The 18,279-nt window shown below is 62.1% G+C and carries 20 protein-coding genes; 10 read left to right on the top strand and 10 right to left on the bottom strand.

The window, feature by feature from the left end:
• Positions 1–21: 21 nt before the first annotated feature.
• From fnrL to ccoP, 6 genes are all read left to right on the top strand, one after another.
• Positions 22–762 carry a transcriptional regulator FnrL gene (gene fnrL, locus Q0844_RS14545; RefSeq protein ID WP_299046171.1) on the top strand — a complete coding sequence of 247 codons (741 nt, stop codon included), beginning with the start codon at positions 22–24 and terminating at the stop codon, positions 760–762.
• Positions 763–844: 82 nt separating this feature from the next.
• A complete protein-coding gene (locus Q0844_RS14540; protein ID WP_299046168.1) occupies positions 845–1,252 on the top strand; it encodes a universal stress protein in 408 nt (135 codons plus the stop codon).
• 169 nt (positions 1,253–1,421) lie between these two features.
• Positions 1,422–3,032, top strand: a complete 1,611-nt coding sequence (ccoN, locus tag Q0844_RS14535) for a cytochrome-c oxidase, cbb3-type subunit I (protein ID WP_299046166.1) — start codon at positions 1,422–1,424, stop codon at positions 3,030–3,032.
• Between the two features lie 12 nt (positions 3,033–3,044).
• Positions 3,045–3,770, top strand: coding sequence for a cytochrome-c oxidase, cbb3-type subunit II (gene ccoO / locus Q0844_RS14530; RefSeq protein WP_299046163.1), 726 nt, complete (start codon positions 3,045–3,047; stop codon positions 3,768–3,770).
• 9 nt (positions 3,771–3,779) lie between these two features.
• Positions 3,780–3,971, top strand: a complete 192-nt coding sequence (locus Q0844_RS14525) for a cbb3-type cytochrome c oxidase subunit 3 (RefSeq protein ID WP_299046161.1) — start codon at positions 3,780–3,782, stop codon at positions 3,969–3,971.
• A 1-nt stretch (position 3,972) separates the two neighbouring features.
• Positions 3,973–4,845: a cytochrome-c oxidase, cbb3-type subunit III gene (gene ccoP / locus Q0844_RS14520; RefSeq protein WP_299046159.1), complete on the top strand. Its 873-nt coding sequence runs from the start codon at positions 3,973–3,975 to the stop codon at positions 4,843–4,845.
• A gap of 213 nt (positions 4,846–5,058) precedes the next feature.
• Here ccoP and Q0844_RS14515 read toward each other — a convergent pair whose 3' ends face one another.
• Entirely contained in the window at positions 5,059–6,174 is a 1,116-nt protein-coding gene (locus Q0844_RS14515; RefSeq protein WP_299046156.1) for a hypothetical protein, read from the bottom strand.
• 186 nt (positions 6,175–6,360) lie between these two features.
• Between Q0844_RS14515 and ccoG the strand changes: the two genes are divergently transcribed.
• From ccoG to ccoS, 4 genes are read left to right on the top strand one after another with little or no spacing between them, the layout of a single operon-like run.
• On the top strand, positions 6,361–7,794 hold the full coding sequence (gene ccoG / locus Q0844_RS14510; RefSeq protein ID WP_299046153.1) for a cytochrome c oxidase accessory protein CcoG: 1,434 nt from the start codon (positions 6,361–6,363) through the stop codon (positions 7,792–7,794).
• A 3-nt stretch (positions 7,795–7,797) separates the two neighbouring features.
• Complete coding sequence (locus Q0844_RS14505; protein ID WP_299046150.1) at positions 7,798–8,253, top strand: FixH family protein; 456 nt, start codon at positions 7,798–7,800, stop codon at positions 8,251–8,253.
• Entirely contained in the window at positions 8,250–10,382 is a 2,133-nt protein-coding gene (locus tag Q0844_RS14500; RefSeq protein WP_299046148.1) for a heavy metal translocating P-type ATPase, read from the top strand. Before Q0844_RS14505 ends, Q0844_RS14500 begins: the two co-directional genes overlap by 4 nt.
• Positions 10,379–10,519 (top strand): cbb3-type cytochrome oxidase assembly protein CcoS, encoded by a 141-nt coding sequence (gene ccoS, locus Q0844_RS14495; RefSeq protein ID WP_299046146.1) that lies wholly within the window; start codon positions 10,379–10,381, stop codon positions 10,517–10,519. The genes Q0844_RS14500 and ccoS overlap by 4 nt, the downstream gene beginning before the upstream one ends.
• Here ccoS and Q0844_RS14490 read toward each other — a convergent pair.
• From Q0844_RS14490 to Q0844_RS14450, 9 genes are all read right to left on the bottom strand, one after another.
• Positions 10,516–11,445 (bottom strand): 3-keto-5-aminohexanoate cleavage protein, encoded by a 930-nt coding sequence (locus tag Q0844_RS14490; protein WP_299046143.1) that lies wholly within the window; start codon positions 11,443–11,445, stop codon positions 10,516–10,518. The genes ccoS and Q0844_RS14490 overlap by 4 nt on opposite strands.
• A gap of 1 nt (position 11,446) precedes the next feature.
• Entirely contained in the window at positions 11,447–12,463 is a 1,017-nt protein-coding gene (locus Q0844_RS14485; protein WP_299046140.1) for a branched-chain amino acid ABC transporter permease, read from the bottom strand.
• Positions 12,463–13,329 (bottom strand): branched-chain amino acid ABC transporter permease, encoded by an 867-nt coding sequence (locus Q0844_RS14480; protein ID WP_366523010.1) that lies wholly within the window; start codon positions 13,327–13,329, stop codon positions 12,463–12,465. The genes Q0844_RS14485 and Q0844_RS14480 overlap by 1 nt, the downstream gene beginning before the upstream one ends.
• Positions 13,326–14,036 carry an ABC transporter ATP-binding protein gene (locus Q0844_RS14475; RefSeq protein ID WP_299046137.1) on the bottom strand — a complete coding sequence of 237 codons (711 nt, stop codon included), beginning with the start codon at positions 14,034–14,036 and terminating at the stop codon, positions 13,326–13,328. The genes Q0844_RS14480 and Q0844_RS14475 overlap by 4 nt, the downstream gene beginning before the upstream one ends.
• A complete protein-coding gene (locus Q0844_RS14470) occupies positions 14,029–14,757 on the bottom strand; it encodes an ABC transporter ATP-binding protein (RefSeq protein WP_299046134.1) in 729 nt (242 codons plus the stop codon). Before Q0844_RS14470 ends, Q0844_RS14475 begins: the two co-directional genes overlap by 8 nt.
• A gap of 9 nt (positions 14,758–14,766) precedes the next feature.
• The gene (locus Q0844_RS14465; RefSeq protein ID WP_299046131.1) at positions 14,767–16,038 is read right to left on the bottom strand and encodes an ABC transporter substrate-binding protein; all 1,272 of its coding nucleotides are present in this window, start codon (positions 16,036–16,038) and stop codon (positions 14,767–14,769) included.
• A 146-nt stretch (positions 16,039–16,184) separates the two neighbouring features.
• Positions 16,185–17,129 carry a 3-hydroxyacyl-CoA dehydrogenase family protein gene (locus Q0844_RS14460; protein WP_299046129.1) on the bottom strand — a complete coding sequence of 315 codons (945 nt, stop codon included), beginning with the start codon at positions 17,127–17,129 and terminating at the stop codon, positions 16,185–16,187.
• Between the two features lie 3 nt (positions 17,130–17,132).
• Entirely contained in the window at positions 17,133–17,918 is a 786-nt protein-coding gene (locus Q0844_RS14455; protein ID WP_299046126.1) for an SDR family oxidoreductase, read from the bottom strand.
• A complete protein-coding gene (locus tag Q0844_RS14450) occupies positions 17,915–18,265 on the bottom strand; it encodes a cupin domain-containing protein (protein ID WP_299046123.1) in 351 nt (116 codons plus the stop codon). The genes Q0844_RS14455 and Q0844_RS14450 overlap by 4 nt, the downstream gene beginning before the upstream one ends.
• Positions 18,266–18,279: the final 14 nt, after the last annotated feature.

Below are 18,279 nucleotides of genomic sequence, written 5' to 3'. Positions count from 1 at the left end.
CACAGATCAACAGGTCTCGGGATGAACAAACCGGTTCCGGCCTTCGACAACTGTTCCAGTTGCCCGATCCGTCACCGCGCCGTGTGCGCGCGCTGTGACGAGGACGAGCTGGAGCAACTGAACCAGATCAAGTTTTACAAGACCTATCCTGCGGGCAAGACCATTGCGATGCGCGGTGATGCGCTGGATGTGGTGGCGTCGGTTGTGGCGGGCACCGCGACGCTGGAACGCGCGATCGAGGATGGGCGCACGCAACTGGTGGGCCTGCTGTTGCCGTCCGATTTCATCGGGCGTCCCGGCCGGGACACGTTGCAATATGATGTGACCGCCGTGACCGAGGTCACGTTGTGCAGCTTCTACCGCAAGCCGTTCGAGACGTTGCTGAAGGATGTGCCGCATTTGCAGGAACGCATGCTTGAGATGGCGCTGGATGAATTGGACGCGGCCCGCGACTGGATGCTGCTGCTGGGTCGCAAGACCGCGCGTGAAAAGATCGCCAGCTTCCTCATGCTGATCGCCAAGCGTACCGTGAACCCCGATGGCCGCGTGATGGGGGACACCTCACGGCTTGAATTGCCCATCAGCCGCGAGGCCATGGCGAATTTCCTGGGTCTGACCATCGAGACCGTCAGCCGGCAGTTCACCAGCCTGCGCAAGGACGGGGTGATCGGGCTGGATGGCAACCGCACCGTTCTGATCCCCGATCTTGAGACGCTGCTGCTGGAAAGCGGCGATGACTCGGACGGCGGCGTGCTGTTCTGATCCCCGCTTGATCCACATCAACGCAGGCCCTGCGCGCGTGGCGTAATCCTTCTGGCCGAATGGTCAAAGGAGGGTTGCCCCCATGTATTCCAACATTCTGATCCCCGTCGCCTTTGGCGAAGATCGCGATCATCCGCAGGCGGTGGCCGTGGCGCGGCATCTGTCCTCGGACGGTGCGCTGATCACGCTGTTGCATGTGATGGAGCAGTTGCCCGTCTACGCAGCCGAATTCGTGCCGACCGACCTGGTCATCGGGAACCGGGAACGCATGGCCGGACGCTTGCAGGTCATGGCAGCCGATCTGCCCAATGGACAAAGCGCCGTGATCGAAGGCGCCACAGGGCGTAGCATCACCGACTATGCCAAGGATCACAGTACCGATCTGATCGTGATGCCATCCCACCAGCCCGCGCTGTCGGACATCTTGCTGGGATCCACCGCCGCCTGGGTCACCCGGCATGCGCCCTGCGCGGTGCATGTGATCCGCTAGGGACGTGTCCCAAAATCTCGGGCGCTTGATCCAGATCAACGCGGGCGTCCCGGCGCCCGCTTAATCACCACAACATACGAACAGGTCTGTTGTCCCCGCGGGGACAGTGCGCAGACGCGCAGCGATCCAGAAAGCCAAGGGATCGGTGCGAATTTGCAAAGGAAAGAGAATGTGGGACTACGTTAAACTCATTTTGCTGGGCCTGGTGGCCCTGTGCGCTGCCATTGCAGCGGACTGGGGGCATGACCTGGCCTACAAGCTGCATGCGGCACTGATCTTTGTGATCGCGCTGGGCATGTTCATCTGGCAGGTCCGCCAAATCGGAGAGACACAAGCCGTTGTGGACGACACCGGCTATATGGATAGTGTCATCCGGGCAGGCGTGATCGCCACCGGCATCTGGGGTGTCGTGGGTTTTCTTGCGGGCGTGTTCATCGCCTTTCAACTTGCCTTTCCGGCCCTCAATTTTGACTGGGGCCAACCCTTTACCAATTTCGGACGGCTGCGCCCGCTGCACACAAGTGCGGTGATTTTCGCGTTCGGGGGCAACGCGCTGATCATGTCGTCGTTCTATATCGTGCAGCGTACCTGTGGTGCGCGCCTGTGGGGCGGCAACCTCGCGTGGTTCGTCTTCTGGGGCTATCAGCTGTTCGTCGTGATGGCCGCGACCGGTTATTTGCTGGGCGCCACGCAATCCAAGGAATATGCAGAGCCGGAATGGTATGTGGACATCTGGCTGACCCTTGTCTGGGTTGCCTTCCTCGCCGTCTACCTTGGCACCATCTTCAAGCGGCAGGAAAAGCACATCTATGTCGCCAACTGGTTCCTGCTGAGCTTTATCATCACCGTGGCGATGCTGCATATCGTCAACAACCTGAGCATTCCTGTGTCGCTGTTCGGCTCCAAATCCGTGCAGGTGTTTTCGGGCGTGCAGGATGCGATGACGCAATGGTGGTATGGCCACAACGCCGTGGGCTTTTTCCTGACTGCGGGCTTCCTGGGCATGATGTACTATTTCGTGCCCAAGCAGGCGGGGCGTCCGGTCTATAGCTACAAGCTGTCCATCATCCACTTCTGGGCGCTGATCTTCCTGTATATCTGGGCGGGTCCGCACCACTTGCACTACACCGCGTTGCCGGACTGGGCGTCGACCCTTGGCATGGTGTTTTCGATCATCCTGTGGATGCCCAGCTGGGGCGGCATGATCAATGGCCTCATGACGCTGCAAGGCGCGTGGGACAAGCTGCGCACGGATCCGATCATCCGGATGATGGTGATTTCGCTGGCCTTCTACGGCATGTCCACCTTCGAGGGGCCGATGATGTCGATCCGGGCGGTGAATTCGCTGAGCCACTATACCGACTGGACCATCGGGCACGTGCATTCCGGTGCGCTGGGCTGGAACGGCATGATCACCTTTGGCGCGCTCTACTTCCTGACGCCGCGCCTGTGGGGCCGGAAAGAGATGTATTCGATGGCGGCTATCGACTGGCACTTCTGGCTCGCCACCATCGGTATCGTTCTTTACGCCGCGTCCATGTGGGTGACCGGCATCATGGAGGGCCTGATGTGGCGCGAAGTCGATGCCCAGGGGTTCCTCGTGAATTCGTTCGCCGACACCGTAAGCGCGAAGTTCCCGATGTATGTGGTGCGTGGGCTGGGCGGGGTCCTTTACCTGGCTGGCGGCGTGATCATGGTCTGGAACATGTGGATGACCATCCGGGGCGGCAAACCCGTCGCGGTGGCCCCGCCCGCACCCGCAACCGCACAAGCAGCATAAGGAGACAGTGCAATGGCTTTTCTTGACCGACACCAGGCCCTGGAACGCAGCCCGACGCTTTTGTTCGTCTTCTCGCTGCTTGTCGTCACCATCGGTGGCATCGTGGAAATCGCACCGCTGTTCTATCTTGAGAACACGATCGAAGAGGTGGACGGGGTGCGGCCCTACAGCCCGCTGGAACTGGCGGGGCGCGACATTTACATCCGTGAAGGGTGCTATGTCTGCCACAGCCAGATGATCCGCCCCATGCGGGACGAGGTCGAACGCTATGGCCACTATTCACTGGCGGCAGAGTCGATGTACGACCACCCGTTCCAGTGGGGGTCCAAGCGCACCGGGCCGGATCTGGCCCGTGTGGGCGGCCGGTATTCGGATGCGTGGCATGTGGATCACCTGCTGGACCCGCAATCGGTTGTGCCGGAATCCATCATGCCGAAATACGCCTTCCTGGCCGATACCGTGCTGGACACGGATCAGGTCGAAGCGCTGGTCCGCACCCACCGATTTGTGGGCGTCCCCTATACCGACGAGATGGTCGCGGCTGCTGTGGACGATTTCCGCGTGCAGGCCGATCCCGACGCGGATTGGGACGGGCTGGTGGAACGTTATCCCGGTGCGGTGGTGTCCAATTTCGATGGTCAGCCCGAGTTGACCGAGATGGATGCGCTGATCGCGTATCTGCAGATGCTGGGCACGTTGGTCGACTTTTCGACCTTCACCCCCGAGCCGAGCCGATAGGAGGACATGATGGATACTTATTCCTTCCTCCGAGAACTGGCCGATAGCTGGGTGCTGCTGGCGATGGTGGTCTTCTACATCACAGCCTGCCTGTGGTCCTTCCGCCCGTCGGCCCGCAAGGCCAATGAAGAGGCCGCTGGCATTCCCCTACGCAACGACACAGACGCGCATTTCATCGCGCAAGAACCGGAGGCCGACTGAGATGGCTGACAATCAAGATATCGATCAGGTCACCGGGACCGACACCACCGGCCATGAATGGGACGGAATCAAGGAGTTGAACAACCCGTTGCCGCGCTGGTGGCTGTGGACCTTTTACGGGACGGTTGTGTGGGGCCTGGCCTATACCATCGCCTATCCCGCCTGGCCCCTGGTCAACGCGGCCACCGCGGGCCTGTTGGGCTATTCGACACGTGCCGAGGTGGCCGAACAGATCGCCGTGGTCGAGGCGCAGAACGCGGAGGTGTCCGCCATCCTTGCGTCGGCTGACCTGTCGACGCTGACACCCGATGATCCGGCGCACCGTTATGGTGTGGCGGGCGGCGCGTCGGTGTTCCTTGCCAATTGTTCGCAATGTCACGGGGCTGGGGCCGCCGGGGTTCAGGCGGCGGGGTATCCCAACCTGCTGGATGACGCGTGGCTGTGGGGCGGCACGCTTGAGGATATCGAATACACCGTGCGTCACGGCATCCGGAACGAGACCGATCCCGATGCGCGGTGGTCCGAGATGCCTGTCTTTGGCGACATCCTGTCGGATGAGGAAATTGGTCAAACCGTCGAATATGTGTTGGCCTTGTCAGGTCAGGACCATGATGCGGCACTGGCCGAACAGGGCGCAGGTCTGTTTGAAGAGCAGTGTTCGGCCTGTCACGGGTTGAATGGAGACGGTGACCGGACGCTTGGTGCGCCGACGCTGAACGATGCCATCTGGCTTTATGGCGGTGACCGCGAACGCCTGACCGAGACGATCACCTATTCCCGTTTCGGCGTGATGCCCGCGTGGGGCCAGCGCCTCGACGAAGACGAGATCAAGGCGGTCACATTGTACCTGCACCAATTGGGAGGCGGCGAGTAGCTCTTGCCGTTTTTCACTACGCCGCGCGGTGGGGTACCTGCCCCGTCAAAGGGGGGATGCGCGGCGGTCCCGGTCCCTGTCCTGTTCGTACCAAGCGGGGGCCGGGATACCCGCTTGAATGACTGCGGCCTGATCTGAGACCTGTTTGATATCGGTGACCTGCGCCTGGATACGCAGGCTTCCCACATTGAAGTCGAACGTTAGCTCCGCAGGTCAATCTTCTGGAATGTCAACGTTTTTGTCCTTCTCCAGTATCTTTCGCCACTCATCCACCTTCGCGGTGATCCGAGGCGCTCCTGGTCGAATTGCAAGCGCCATTTCCATCAGCTTCAGCGCATCCTGCAATTCCGGTTGCCGGCCTTTTTCGATCCGCAGTGCCAGTCCAAGTAAGAACTGCAAGTCCCCGTCACGCCGTTGAAAAAAAGGTGCTTGGGTCGTGATGTTTTCGGCAAGGGCGGCGATCGTGTCTTCGGGTATCTGTTCGGATGGTGCCGTGCGCACCACGTCCTTTGGGTCGCCAAACCCGACGTGTTCTTCGGGTGGAAGGTTCCGGTTTATAGCCGCAACGAATGGCTTGTTGGCCGCAGTTAACAGGTCATAGGTTTTTTGCGATACGCGTGTTTTGCCCCCGCGGCTTTCGGGAAAGTGGGACACCAGAAACTTCGCCACGTAACCCGCGCTTTGGGAGCCTATGATGGCGTTGAACAGGCGCTGTATGTCCAATTCGGGTTGTGTCAGCCCGCGATTGACCCGTGTGACGTCGGGCAACTGAAATGCCTTGGCGTCAAGACGTCCATCGAAAGCGTCGGCGCAAAACACAGATACCAAATCCGACTTGTGCCTAGAATAGTTCCGAACGCGCAGTTCGAACCCCAGCATGCGCGACAGGTTCATCCATTCGACCACGATAGGGTGCGGACCCAGCGGGTTCCGGGTCAGGTATGTATCCACATCCTCGACGATCCCGCGCCCTTTCACGCCCTGTATCCAACGGGATATCCCGTGATCCACGACGTCGCGCGTGAACAGGATCACCTTCAACTTGTACGTCTGCGAAATCTTGGCAAGCGTGTCCGTACCCATCAACGTTCTGAACAAGGTTTCGCCGCTGACCAAAAGCGTATTCCGGCCCGCGAAATCCAGCACATCGGAAAAGATGCTGGAGTGATTGCCCGAGGTGGTCTGTCCCGCAGCGGCGGCCGTCAGGTTCTTGTGAAACGGGTATGTTACGTTCGCACGTTGCAGTTGCTCTTGGTTCAGCGCGAACAGCGATTGTAAATAGGATGAACCGGTTTTTCCGTGCCCGACATGCAAAACGATTGATGTCATCTGATTGCGGTCGCCTTTGCGTTTTCAGCAGCCTCGCCTGACGGCAGGCCTTTCGCCAAGACTTACAGTGGGTCCCGCCAACCTGCAAAGGCGATCAATTGCAATTGACCGAACTGCAATTGATCTGGGTCAAGGCTGCTTGGGCTGCTGGTGTGCAGGATACGTTGACGAACAGGACAACCGAATATGACACAGCCTCCGGCTACTCCGCCGTCTTTGTATGTTGCGCGCGAACCGATCTTTCCCCGGCGGGTGAAGGGCACGTTTCGCACGTTGAAATGGTGGATCATGGGCGTGACCCTCGCGATCTACTACCTGACCCCGTGGATCCGCTGGGATCGTGGCCCGAACCTGCCCGATCAGGCGGTTCTGATTGATCTGGCGGGGCGGCGCTTTTACTTTTTCTGGATCGAGATCTGGCCGCACGAGTTCTACTTTGTGGCCGGTTTGCTGATCATGGCGGGCTTGGGCCTGTTTCTGTTCACCTCGGCCCTGGGCCGGGTCTGGTGCGGCTATACATGTCCGCAGACCGTGTGGACGGATCTGTTTATCCTTGTCGAACGCTGGATCGAAGGCGACCGCAACGCGCGGGTGCGCCTGTGGAATGCCGATTGGTCGCTGAAAAAGCTGCGTTTGCGCGTGACCAAGTGGGGTGTCTGGTTCCTGATCGCGCTGGCGACGGGCGGGGCGTGGGTGTTCTACTTTGCCGACGCACCGACGCTTGCCGCGCAGTTGCTGACCTTCAGCGCGCCGCTGGTGGCCTATTCCACCATCCTGATCCTGGCCGCGACCACCTTTGTGTTTGGCGGGTTCATGCGGGAACAGGTCTGCAACTACATGTGCCCGTGGCCACGCATTCAGGCGGCGATGATGGATGAAAGCACGTTGACCGTCGCATACCGCCATTGGCGGGGCGAGCCGCGCGGCAAGCACCGCAAGGCCGAAGGGGCGGAGGCCCTGGGCGACTGCATCGACTGCATGGCCTGCGTGAACGTGTGCCCTGCAGGCATCGACATCCGCGACGGGCAGCAGATGGAGTGCATCACCTGCGCGCTGTGCATCGACGCCTGTGACGAGGTGATGGAGAAGATCGGCAAGCCGCGCGGCTTGATCGACTACCTTGCCCTGTCGGATGAAGCGGCCGAAACAGAGGGCGCAAAACCGCGCCCGATCTGGCAACATGTGCTGCGCCCTCGCACGATCCTTTATACGTCGATGTGGTCGCTGATTGGCGTGGCGCTGGTCTATGCGTTGTTTATCCGGTCGGACATCGATCTGACGGTCGAGCCGGTGCGCAATCCGCAATTCGTGACCCTGTCGGATGGGGCTGTGCGCAACACTTACACCCTGCGCATCCGCAACCTGACGGCCGATGACCGGGAGTTCCGGGTCATGCTGACCTCGGACGAGATTTTGCGGATCGATGTGGAAACGGATGGGCCCGTGGCCAACCATGTGACCGTCCCCGCCAACGAGACGTTTCAGGCGCGTGTCTATGTCATCGCGCGCCCGCAGGACCCGGCAGCCGAGGCTGTTACCACCGACCTGCGCCTGTGGGTCGAGGATGTCGAGACCGACGACCGCGCCGGCGTCGCCACCATATTCAACGGAAAGGGCTGAGAGATGATCAAGGAACTGAATGGCTGGCATGTGTTGGCGATTTTCGGCTCTGGCTTTGCTGTCATCATCGGGGTGAACCTGACGCTTGCCTTTCAGGCGGTGCACACCTTTCCGGGGCTTGAAACCAGGAATTCCTATGTGGTCAGCCAGGCGTTCGAGGCGGACCGTACGGCGCAGGAGGCGTTGGGCTGGAACGTGTCCGCTTCGGTCGACACCGGGGCGCTGTATTTGACCATCGTTGATGCGCTGGGACCGGTTCAGCCGCAAATCACCGCCGCAACGCTGGGGCGTGCCACCCATGTGGGCGAGGACCTGACACCGATCTTTGCCTATGATGGCGCACGCTTTGTCGCTGCGATCCCGGTGCTTGCGCCGGGCAATTGGAACCTGCGTCTGGCGGCCGTGGCCCCCGACGGCACCGCGTTTCGCCAGCGCATCGTCTTGCGGGTCTCGAAATGAGCGTGGCGTCCTGCCCCGGTTGCATTGCAGCAGGTCCGGCGGCGGAGGCCGCAGGCCGGGACGCCGGTTTGCCCACCCACGAATTGATCCTGCCGGGTGTGCATTGCGTGTCGTGTATCCGGTCGGTTGAGGGGCTGCTGAACGCCCGCCCCGACATTGCGGCCGCCCGGGTGAACCTGAGCCGCAAGCGTGTGGCGATCACCGCGGAACCGGGCATGGACCCCGCCTCGTGGATCACGGCCCTGACCGATATCGGTTTCGAGGCCCATGAGGCGCGTGATGCGGGCCGTCACATGCAGGACGACGGGTTGACGTTGCGCCTGGGCATTGCGGGCTTTGCCATGATGAATGTCATGCTGTTGTCCGTGGCCGTGTGGTCCGGCGCGACAGACGCGACGCGCGATTTCTTCCACTGGATTGCGGCCACGATTTCGCTGCCTGCCGCAATCTATTGCGCGCAGCCCTTCTTTCGGTCGGCGTGGTCGGCGTTGCGGGCTGCGCGCCTGAACATGGATGTGCCCATTGCACTGGCCATCCTGCTGGCTTGTGGCCTGTCGCTGTATGAAACCATGCATGGCGGCGAACACGCCTATTTTGACGCGGCCCTGTCGCTTACCTTCTTTCTGTTGGGCGGTCGTGTGTTGGAAAAGCGGATGCGTCAGGCGGCCCGGTCCGCGGCGGCTGATCTGGCGGCGTTGGAGCCGATGCGGGTAACCCGGATTGAAGGGGACACACGGGTCAGCGTGCCCGTGGATGAGGTTGCGATGGGCGACACCCTTTGGCTGGCCGCTGGTGCGCGGGTGCCGGTGGATGGGGTGGTGAACAGCGATGTGGTGCAGGTGGATCGCAGCGCGCTGACCGGTGAAAGCGAAGAGATTGCGGTGGCCCAAGGCGCACCCCTGACCGCGGGCGAGGTTGTGCTGACCGGTCCCGTGACCATGACGACGACCGTGGCGGCCAAAGGGTCCACGTTGCGCCGTTTGATCCAGATCGCTGCGCAGGCCGAGGGCGCGCGCAGCCGGTACACCAGCCTCGCTGACCGTGCGGCGGGTGTCTATGCGCCGCTGGTGCATGGCTTGTCCTTTGCCGCCTTTGTCGGGTGGTCGGTGGCGACGGGGGACATGTATCACGCCCTGACCATCGCCATTGCGACGCTGATCATCACGTGCCCTTGCGCGCTGGGATTGGCTGTCCCTGCGGTGGCGACCGTGGCGACGGGCCGTTTGTTCCGCATGGGGCTTTTGGTGAAGTCCGAGACCGCGTTGGAGCGGTTGGCCGAGGTGGACACTGTAGTCTTTGACAAGACCGGGACGTTGTCAGCCGCCGCCCTGGTGCCATCGGCAGAGATGCCGGCCACGGCGCGCGCGGTGCTCAAGGCCCTCGCGCAGGCGTCTGCCCACCCGCTGAGCCGGTCGGTGCTGCCGCTGCTGGGCGACGTCAGGGCGGCTGATCTGGACCAGATTGCCGAGCAGAGGGGCAACGGTGTTTCGGCAGTTTGGCAGGGACGCCCCGTGCGCTTTGGCAACGCGGCCTGGGTGGGTGCCGGGCAGGGAACGGTCTTGAGCATCGGGTCGCATCTGTATGCGTTCGACCGGAAGGAACAGTTGTTTGCGGATGCCGGTGACACCGTTGCGCGGCTGCGGGACATGGGACTTGAGGTGCATTTACTGACCGGTGACAGCGCCCGGAACGCGGCGCGTGTTGCGGCCCAACTGGGTGTCGAACAGGTGCATGCGCAGGTGGATCCGGAGGCGAAACAGGACCTGATCGAAGCCCTGCAAGCCGAGGGGCGCAAGGTTGTCATGGTGGGTGATGGTCTGAACGACACGCTGGCGCTGACCCGCGCCTGGGCGTCCATCGCGCCGGGCACCGCGCTTGAGGCCAGTCAGAATGCAGCCGATGTCGTGCTGCTGGGCCAGCATCTGTCAGGCATTCCTGCCGCCATCGGCATTGCGCGCAGCGCGCGGCGGCGGATACTTGAGAACTTTGGCCTTGCGGCGTGCTACAATGCCGTGGCGATCCCGCTGGCTCTGGCCGGATTTGCCACGCCGCTGATGGCGGCGCTGGCGATGTCCACCAGTTCGATCACCGTGACTGTCAACGCTTTGCGCACGAGGGCGACGCCATGAATGTGCTTGTCATACTTGTTCCCTGTTCGCTGATCCTGGGGCTTGCCGCGCTGGTCGCCTTTGTCTGGACCCTGAAAAGCGATCAGTATTCCGACCCCGATGGGGACGCGCAGCGCATCTTGTTGCGGGACGACTAGAACGCGACCTTGTCGCCGCCCTTGAGGTCGAGGATCTCGCGCGCCTCGTCCGGGGTGGCGACGTCGCAGCCCAGATCCTCGACGATGCGGCGGATTTTGGTGACTTGCTGGGCGTTGCTTTCCGCAGGTTTACCGCGCGAGATGAAGAGGCTGTCTTCGAGGCCGACGCGCACGTGGCCGCCCATCTGGCTGGCCGTGGTCGCCAATGGCATCTGTGCGCCGCCCGCGCCAAGGACAGACCAGCGATAGTCATTCCCAAACAGACGGTCCGCTGTGCGTTTCATGAAGATCAGGTTGTCCACCTCGGCCCCGATGCCGCCCAGAACGCCGAACACGAATTGCAGGAACACGGGTGCTTTGAACAGGCCGATATCCATGCAGAATTTGAGATTATAGAGGTGGCCGACATCATAGCATTCGTGCTCGAACTTGATGTCGTGGGGGGCCAGTTCCGTCGCCGCCTGTTTGATATCGGCAAAGGTGTTGCGGAAAATATTCGCCTCGGACCCGGCGACATAGTCCTTTTCCCAATCGTGTTTCCACGTGTCATAGCGGTCTGCCAGCGGATGGAAGGCAAAGTTCATCGACCCCATGTTGAGCGAGCACATCTCGGGGCTGAATTTGACCGCGGCCTTGATCCGATCCTCGATCAGCATGGTGGGTGCGCCGCCGGTTGTGATGTTCAGCACGGCGTTGGTGGATTGTTTCACGCGGCTCAGGATGCCGGTGTAGTGATCGGGGGTGACAGATGGGCGGCCATCGTCAGGGTCACGGGTATGAAGGTGCAGGATGGATGCCCCAGCCTCGGCCGCTGCAATCGCCTGTTCGGCGATGTCATTATGCGTGACGGGCAGGTGGTCGGACATGGTGGGCGTGTGGATCGCGCCGGTGACCGCGCAGGTGATGATCGTTTTCTGCTTGGCCATGTTAATTGTCCTTTGCGTCAAGTTTGATACGGTAGCTGAGCGGGAAAAGCTCAAGGTCGTAGCGGTCGCGGATCAGGCCCCAGACGCCTTTGGGTGCCTTCAGCATCACCACGATGGCAACGGCCCCCAGCACCATCAGGTAGATCGTGCCGAAATCGGCGAGCGTTTCGCGCAGCAGGAAGAAGAGGAGCGTGCCGATGATCGGCCCCTCAAGCGTGCCGATGCCGCCGATGACGACGATGAAGATCACGAAAGCCGTCCAGTCGTTGACCGAAAAGGCGGCGTCGGGCGAGATGCGTAGCTTTTGTAGAAAGATCAGGCCGCCTATGATTGATGTGAAGGCAGAGGTGACGACATAGACTTCAAGCTTCGTGCGCCAGATGTCGATGCCAAGCCCGCTGGCCGCCACTTCGCTGTCGCGGATCGCCGTCAGCGCGAGGCCCCGGCGCGAACGCAGGAACAGGTAGACGGCTGTGATCACAAGGATGGCCGCGCCTAGGGCAAGCCAGTAGCTGAGCGCCTCGCGCGCCGACCGCCCGTCGGCAAGCGAGCGCACGATCCCGACAGGTAGGGAGGTGCCAGAGCCACCGCCAAGGGATGAGATTTGGGCGAAAGTCAGGCGGAACACCTCGGCCACCACCCACGTGCCGATGGCGAAATACGCGCCCTTGAGCCGGAAGATAAGGGCCGCGATGGGGACTGACAGCACGGCGGCGAGCAGGCCCGCCAGCAGGATCGCCGTGATCGGGTGCAGCCCGCCGAAGATGGTGAGGGCAAAGAGCATGTAGCCCCCGAAACCCACGAATGCCTGTTGGCCGACCGATACAAGGCCCGCATAGCCCGCCATGAGGTTCCAAAGGCACGCAAGGGAGAGGTAAAGGAACACCTCGCCCATCAGGCGCAGATCTGCGCGCCCCGCCCACCACGGGGCGGCGGCCAGAACGATCAGGGCAAGGGCCGCGATGATCATGGCAATGCGACTGGCGCGGGTGGCGCGATATACGGTTGGCGTGCTCATCAGTGCTGCACCCTTGGGAACAGGCCGTTGGGACGCACGGCCAAAACAACAAGGAAGGCGATGTGACCGGCGAGGACCTGCCAGCCGGGATCAATCTTGGCCCCGATGGTCTGTGCGACGCCAAGGATGACGCCCCCGGCAAGCGTGCCCCAGAGGTTGCCCAAACCGCCGATGATGACCGCCTCGAACCCGAAGATCAGGCGCCCCCCGCCGATGGAGGGATCAAAGCTGGTGCGGATGCCCAGAAGGATGCCCGCGATGCCCGTAACCGCAAGGGCCAGCGCCATGGCAAGGCCGAAGACGTGTGCTTTGTTCAGGCCCATGAGTTGGGCGATGTCCTGATTGTCGGACACGGCGCGGAAGCCGCGCCCGAGGGCGGTTGAGTAGAACATCCATTGCAGGCCCGCGATGACCGCAACGGCGATGCCGAAGGTCAGCAGGGGCAGGATGCCGATGGTGAGGCCACCCAAGGATACGCTGGCCGTTTCGATAGCCCCGGCAGACAGTTTTTGCGGATCGGCGGAATACCCTTCGAGCAGGGCATTCTGGATGATGACCGACAGGCCGAACGTGACCAGCAGCGGCGGCAGGATGTCGGGCCCAAGCGTCTGGTTCAGGATGCCGCGTTGCAGGATGTAGCCGATAACCGCCATGACCGGCAGGACCAGAAGGGCGGCAGCAAAGGGGTGCACACCGAACATCATGGTTGTGCTGAGGCCAAGATAGGCGGCCAGGATGATGAGGTCGCCATGAGCGATATTCACCAACCGCATGACACCAAAGATCAGCGACAGTCCGGCGGCAAAGAGCGCATAGAGCCCGCCCAGTAGAACGCCCTGCACGATCACGTTGATCCACTCGATCATGCGGCAACTCCGAAATAGGCGGCGGTGATTTGGTCGCGCGTGACATCGCCGGTCTTGCCGGACAGCGACACGCGCCCCTCTTGCAGGCAGAACACGCGCGACGACACTTCGAGCGCCTTGCTGATGTCCTGTTCGACCACCAGCGCGGTCATGCCGCCGCCGATGATGCCGGGCAGCGCGTCGTAGATCGTCTTGATGATGACGGGGGCAAGGCCAAGGCTGATCTCGTCAAACAGGATCACTTCGGGGTTGGCCATGAGGGCGCGACCGATGGCGACCATTTGCTGCTGCCCGCCCGAGAGTGAGGTCGAGGCCTGTTTGCGCCGTTCCTTCAAAACCGGGAAAAGGTCATACACCGCATCGAGCGACCACGGGCCGGAGCGCCCCACCTTGCCGCCAAGCATCAGGTTTTCCTCGACCGACAGGGATGGGAAAAGCTGCCGCCCTTCGGGCACAAGGGCGAGGCCGCGATAGGCGATCTCGTCCGCGCGCAGGGTGCCGATGGCTTCGCCGTTGAAACGGACCTGTTCGGGCGCGTTCCGCATCAGGCCGGAGATGGAGCGCATGAGCGTGCTTTTGCCCGCGCCGTTTGCGCCGATGATGGCGACGACTTCGCCTGCGTGAATATCCATGTCGACGCCGTAGAGCGCCTGGAAGTCGCCGTAATGGGCGTCGAGTTTGGACAGGGACAGGATCGGGTCAGACATCGGGGTCCACTCCGAGATAGATTTCCTTCACCTCTGCGCTGTACATGATGTCCTTGGGCGCGCCTTCGGCAATCTTTTTGCCAAAGTCGATGACGATCAGGCGGTCGACCACGGCCAGCAGGGCGTGGACCACATGTTCGATCCAGATGATCGTGGTGCCTTTGGCATGCACTGCCTTGATCGTGTCGATGAGGGCGGTGCATTCAGCCTCGGTCAGCCCACCGGCAATTTCGTCCAGCAGCAGCAGTTTCGGTTGCGCCGACAAGGCGCGCGCCATTTCCAGCCGTTTGCGATCCAGCAGGGTCAGGGACCCGGCGCGTTGGTTGGCCTTGGGCAGCAGGCCGGTGTCCGTCAGCACCTGAAGCGCGTGGTTTTCAGCCTCGGCGCCCGACAGGCCCGCGCCCTGCATCGCGCCGACAAGCGCATTTTCGTAGACGGTCATGCCGCCGAAGGGCTGGGGCACCTGAAAGGACCGCGCGATGCCCATCTTGCAGCGTTTGGCGGCAGGGGTCGTGGTGATGTCCGACCCCTGAAAGGTGATCCGGCCCGCGTCTGGGCTGAGCGCGCCGGTGATCAGGTTGAACAGCGATGTCTTGCCCGCGCCATTGGGTCCAAGGATGCCAACGGCGTCGCCGCTGGCAATCTCGAACCCGGTGTCATCCGCGACCGTGACAGCCCCGAATGACTTGCGCAGCCCGTCGACAGACAAAAGGGCAGACATCGCCCCGCCTTAGCTCAGCAACTGCAGCTCGCCGCCGACAGGGATCTGTGGCGCGTGGCTGTTGTTGGTGATGACCAGTTCGACACCGTCGCCTGCCTTTTGCCACTGCCCCGACACCAGCGGTGTCTTGGACACGTTGGGCACGGGGCCGGTTACCCAGTTCACGTCACCGACGATGGTGGACATGTTGGTGCCTGCGATGGCGGCGGCGTTCGCCTCAAAATCATCAAGGTCCTCGGACCGGGAAATGACATCAGCCACCACTTCGAAGAGCGCGTGTTTGAACCCGATGGGCTGTGTCCACGGACGTCCCGTGGCAGCGGTGAAGCCGTTCGCCAGTTCGCCTGCTGTCGTGCCGGTCAAGGATGAGCTGAAGGGGTGGTTCGGCGACCACCAGATTTCGGTCGTGAGACCCACGCCACGGTCCCCAAGCGCTTCGATGGCGGACGGGAACAGCAGCGCCTTGCCGATGGTCGCAACCTTGGGATTAAAGCCCTGCTGCGCGGCCTGCGCCCAGAAGGTGCCGAAATCCGGTGGGATCATCACGCCGGTGATGATCTCGCAGCCGGCGTCCTTGAAAGCCGAAATGAAGTTCGAAAAATCGTCCGTGAGGGGCTGGAACCGACCCGGATCGGTCAGCTCGAACCCTTGCGCGGCCAGCGGTGTGGGCAGGCCAAGCTCGGGGTGGCCCCATGCGTTGCCGTCCGCATCATTGGGGAACAGCCCGCCGACCTTCTTGGCCACGCCTGCACCATCCCAAAGGCTGGTGAAGTTGGCGATAACGTCCTCAAGCCCCCAGAAGAAGTGGTAGGTATAGCGAAAGCCTTCGGCGGGGTTGCCGCCACGGCCAAAGAAATAGGGTTGCCAGGGGGCATCGGTGGTGATGCAGGGGACCTCGTTGATCTCTGCCTGATCGGCGACCGGGTTGGTGGTATCGGGGGTTGCAGCGGCGGTGATGATGTCCACTTCGTCCGACAGGATCAGTTCCGCGGCGACTTCGGCGGCGCGGTTGGGGTTGGACTGGCTGTCCTTCTTGATGATCTCGATGTTGTAGGATTTGCCATTGTTCGTGATGCCGCCTGCGAACTTGGCGCGCAGACCTTCGAGGATGTAATCATCGGCCTCTGCGAAACCCGCCAGCGGCCCGGTCGAAGGTGTCACAAAGCCCACCCGGATCGTCGGGGATTGTGCGTAGGCGCGTGTGGCCCGCAGGATCGCGGGGGCTGCGACGGTGGCACCCAACCCGGCCAGGATGCGGCGGCGTGTGATATCAGTTTTCATGTCTCTCCTCCCAAAGATGTGGTTCGGGCGGCGTCCCGTCCCGACATGCGCGCACCCTCTTTGCCGGGGCGTCACGCCGTGATGTGCTTCAGACCTATCACATGCAAAAGATGATCCTGATCCGAAATGAATGCCGATTTATAACCTCATGTTATGTTTTGAGCCTGTTCAGCCAAGAGTTCGTCCAATGCGTGCAAATGCTGCGCGATCCGGGCCTTGGTCTTGTCCAGATCGCCGGAGGCCCAGTCTCGGAACCCATGTCCTGCTGCCATGCCGGTGCGCCCCTCGTGCAACAGGGACCCAAGCAAGGGCGACGGATCAGGGCGCGCGTCCAGATCGAACAGAACCTGATCGTGGATGTCCCGTGTCAGTGCCAGCCCGACCAGATCCGCGTTTTCCAGGGGCCCCAGTACGGCCAGCCGCCGTCCGAAACTGGCCTTGACCACATCATCGACGGTCTTGGCGGTGCAGATGCCGTTCTCGACCAGGCTGATCGCTTCGCGCCACAGCGCATGCTGCAGGCGGTTGCCGATAAAGCCCGGTACATCCTTTTCGACCATCGCCGGTGTCTTGCCCGCATCGGCCAGTAAATCCATCATCGCGGTGGCGGCGTTCGCGTCCGTCCATTCCGTCTTGATCACCTCGACCAGGGGGATCATGTGCGGCGGGTTCCACCAATGTGTGCCCAGGGCGCGGTGGCGGTGGGCCAGCCCGCCCATGATCTTTGTGATCGGGATGACAGAGGTGTTCGAAGCCAGAATGGCGTTTTCGGGCGCGTGCGCCTCGACCCCGGCAAAAATCTGCTGTTTCAAGTCAAGCTTTTCGGGGGCCGCTTCGAATACGAATTGCGCATCACGGACGGCGATGTCGACGGTGTAACACAATTCGATCCGTTTCAGGGCGCGGGCGATGTCCGGATCGGTCGCGCCCAGCAGGCGTAAACTGTCCGAGACGCGATGGGGCAAGGATTGCAGCGTTTCGGGGACGGGGTCATGCACGGTCACATAGTGCCCGGCGCGCGCAAAGGTCAGCGCGATGCCATGACCCATGAGCCCGCCGCCGATCACCGCGATTTGCTGGTTCTTGTCCATGCCTTAACCCGCCGTATAGCCGCCGTCGGCATATAATATATGCCCGGTGTAAAAGTCCGACGCGCGGGACGACAGGAACAGAAGTGGCCCGGCGAGGTCCTCGGGTTCGCCCAGTCGCCCCTTGGGCACGCGGGTCAGGAAGCCGTTGCGCACCGCCTTGGCCTCGTCCGTGTCCTCAAACATCCACGCGGTGAGGGGGGAGCGGAAGACCGTTGGTGCAATGGCGTTGACCGTGATGCCGGTCGGGCCCAGTTCGCATCCCAGGGCCTTGGTGATCCCGTCCACGGCTGCCTTGGACGCACAATAGGCGGTGTAGCCCGCAGGGTGGCCCAAAAGGCCGCGGGCCGAGGACATCAGAACAATCTTGCCACCGTCGCCCTGGGCTTGCATCTGCGCGCTGGCGGCGCGCGCGATCAGCCAGCTTTGGGTGACATTGGCGTCCATCACGCCTTCGAAGGTTGCGGGGGCCATGTCGCCGATCTTGGCGACCTTGTTCATGCCTGAGGCCACGACCAGGATGTCGATCTGGCCAAAGGTGTCGACCGTCTCGGACACCAGCGCGGCACAGGCGTCTTCGCTGTCGGGGCGCGCGTTGATCTGGTGCGTTTCGCCTATGCAGGTGCTTGCCACATCGGCCATGGCGTCCGCATTGCCTGCCGCCAGCACAACTTTGGCACCTGCGCCGGACAGGCAACGGGCAGCGACCGCGCCGAAAGCGCCGGACGCGCCAGTGATCAGTGCCACTTTGCCCGAGACATCGAAGAAGGACAGGGGATTGTCGAGGCTCATGGCCGACCTCCGTCGGGGTAGGGGATGACAACCAGCATCTTGCAGATGTGGTTGCTGCGGTTTTCGATCTTGCGCACTTCACCGGGGGGGATGGTGCAACTGTCCATGGCGCGCAGCACCGTGTTTGTGCCGTCAATGGTGACGGTCAGTTCACCGTCCAGGACGACATAGACCTTTTCAAACGGCGTCGCGTCGGGGCCGGCGCCACCACCGGGCAGGAATTGCGAAAACCCGACCCACTGGTTTTCCGGCCCGCCCTCTTCGAACCCTTGCAGGCGTAAACCTGTCACGCCCCAGTGGTTGGGGGCGTCATAGGGTTGGGCATCGGCAAAGCGTTTCGTCAGCATGGTGTGATCCTTGG

The sequence above is a fragment of the uncultured Tateyamaria sp. genome (assembly GCF_947503465.1).
Taxonomy (GTDB): Bacteria; Pseudomonadota; Alphaproteobacteria; order Rhodobacterales; family Rhodobacteraceae; genus Tateyamaria.
This window is presented reverse-complemented; position numbering and strand designations above follow the sequence as displayed.

Excerpts from the sequence above, each read along its gene's own strand:
- Q0844_RS14490 (WP_299046143.1), bottom strand. The coding sequence starts at position 11,445 with ATGGCCAAGCAGAAAACGATCATCACCTGCGCGGTCACCGGCGCGATC.
- ccoN (WP_299046166.1), top strand. The coding sequence starts at position 1,422 with ATGTGGGACTACGTTAAACTCATTTTGCTGGGCCTGGTGGCCCTGTGC.
- Q0844_RS14480 (WP_366523010.1), bottom strand. The coding sequence starts at position 13,329 with ATGATCGAGTGGATCAACGTGATCGTGCAGGGCGTTCTACTGGGCGGG.
- Q0844_RS14505 (WP_299046150.1), top strand. The coding sequence starts at position 7,798 with ATGATCAAGGAACTGAATGGCTGGCATGTGTTGGCGATTTTCGGCTCT.
- Q0844_RS14500 (WP_299046148.1), top strand. The coding sequence starts at position 8,250 with ATGAGCGTGGCGTCCTGCCCCGGTTGCATTGCAGCAGGTCCGGCGGCG.
- ccoO (WP_299046163.1), top strand. The coding sequence starts at position 3,045 with ATGGCTTTTCTTGACCGACACCAGGCCCTGGAACGCAGCCCGACGCTT.
- Q0844_RS14540 (WP_299046168.1), top strand. The coding sequence starts at position 845 with ATGTATTCCAACATTCTGATCCCCGTCGCCTTTGGCGAAGATCGCGAT.
- Q0844_RS14475 (WP_299046137.1), bottom strand. The coding sequence starts at position 14,036 with ATGTCTGACCCGATCCTGTCCCTGTCCAAACTCGACGCCCATTACGGC.
- Q0844_RS14470 (WP_299046134.1), bottom strand. The coding sequence starts at position 14,757 with ATGTCTGCCCTTTTGTCTGTCGACGGGCTGCGCAAGTCATTCGGGGCT.
- Q0844_RS14455 (WP_299046126.1), bottom strand. The coding sequence starts at position 17,918 with ATGAGCCTCGACAATCCCCTGTCCTTCTTCGATGTCTCGGGCAAAGTG.
- ccoG (WP_299046153.1), top strand. The coding sequence starts at position 6,361 with ATGACACAGCCTCCGGCTACTCCGCCGTCTTTGTATGTTGCGCGCGAA.
- fnrL (WP_299046171.1), top strand. The coding sequence starts at position 22 with ATGAACAAACCGGTTCCGGCCTTCGACAACTGTTCCAGTTGCCCGATC.
- Q0844_RS14465 (WP_299046131.1), bottom strand. The coding sequence starts at position 16,038 with ATGAAAACTGATATCACACGCCGCCGCATCCTGGCCGGGTTGGGTGCC.
- Q0844_RS14485 (WP_299046140.1), bottom strand. The coding sequence starts at position 12,463 with ATGAGCACGCCAACCGTATATCGCGCCACCCGCGCCAGTCGCATTGCC.
- Q0844_RS14525 (WP_299046161.1), top strand. The coding sequence starts at position 3,780 with ATGGATACTTATTCCTTCCTCCGAGAACTGGCCGATAGCTGGGTGCTG.
- Q0844_RS14515 (WP_299046156.1), bottom strand. The coding sequence starts at position 6,174 with ATGACATCAATCGTTTTGCATGTCGGGCACGGAAAAACCGGTTCATCC.
- ccoP (WP_299046159.1), top strand. The coding sequence starts at position 3,973 with ATGGCTGACAATCAAGATATCGATCAGGTCACCGGGACCGACACCACC.
- Q0844_RS14460 (WP_299046129.1), bottom strand. The coding sequence starts at position 17,129 with ATGGACAAGAACCAGCAAATCGCGGTGATCGGCGGCGGGCTCATGGGT.
- ccoS (WP_299046146.1), top strand. The coding sequence starts at position 10,379 with ATGAATGTGCTTGTCATACTTGTTCCCTGTTCGCTGATCCTGGGGCTT.
- Q0844_RS14450 (WP_299046123.1), bottom strand. The coding sequence starts at position 18,265 with ATGCTGACGAAACGCTTTGCCGATGCCCAACCCTATGACGCCCCCAAC.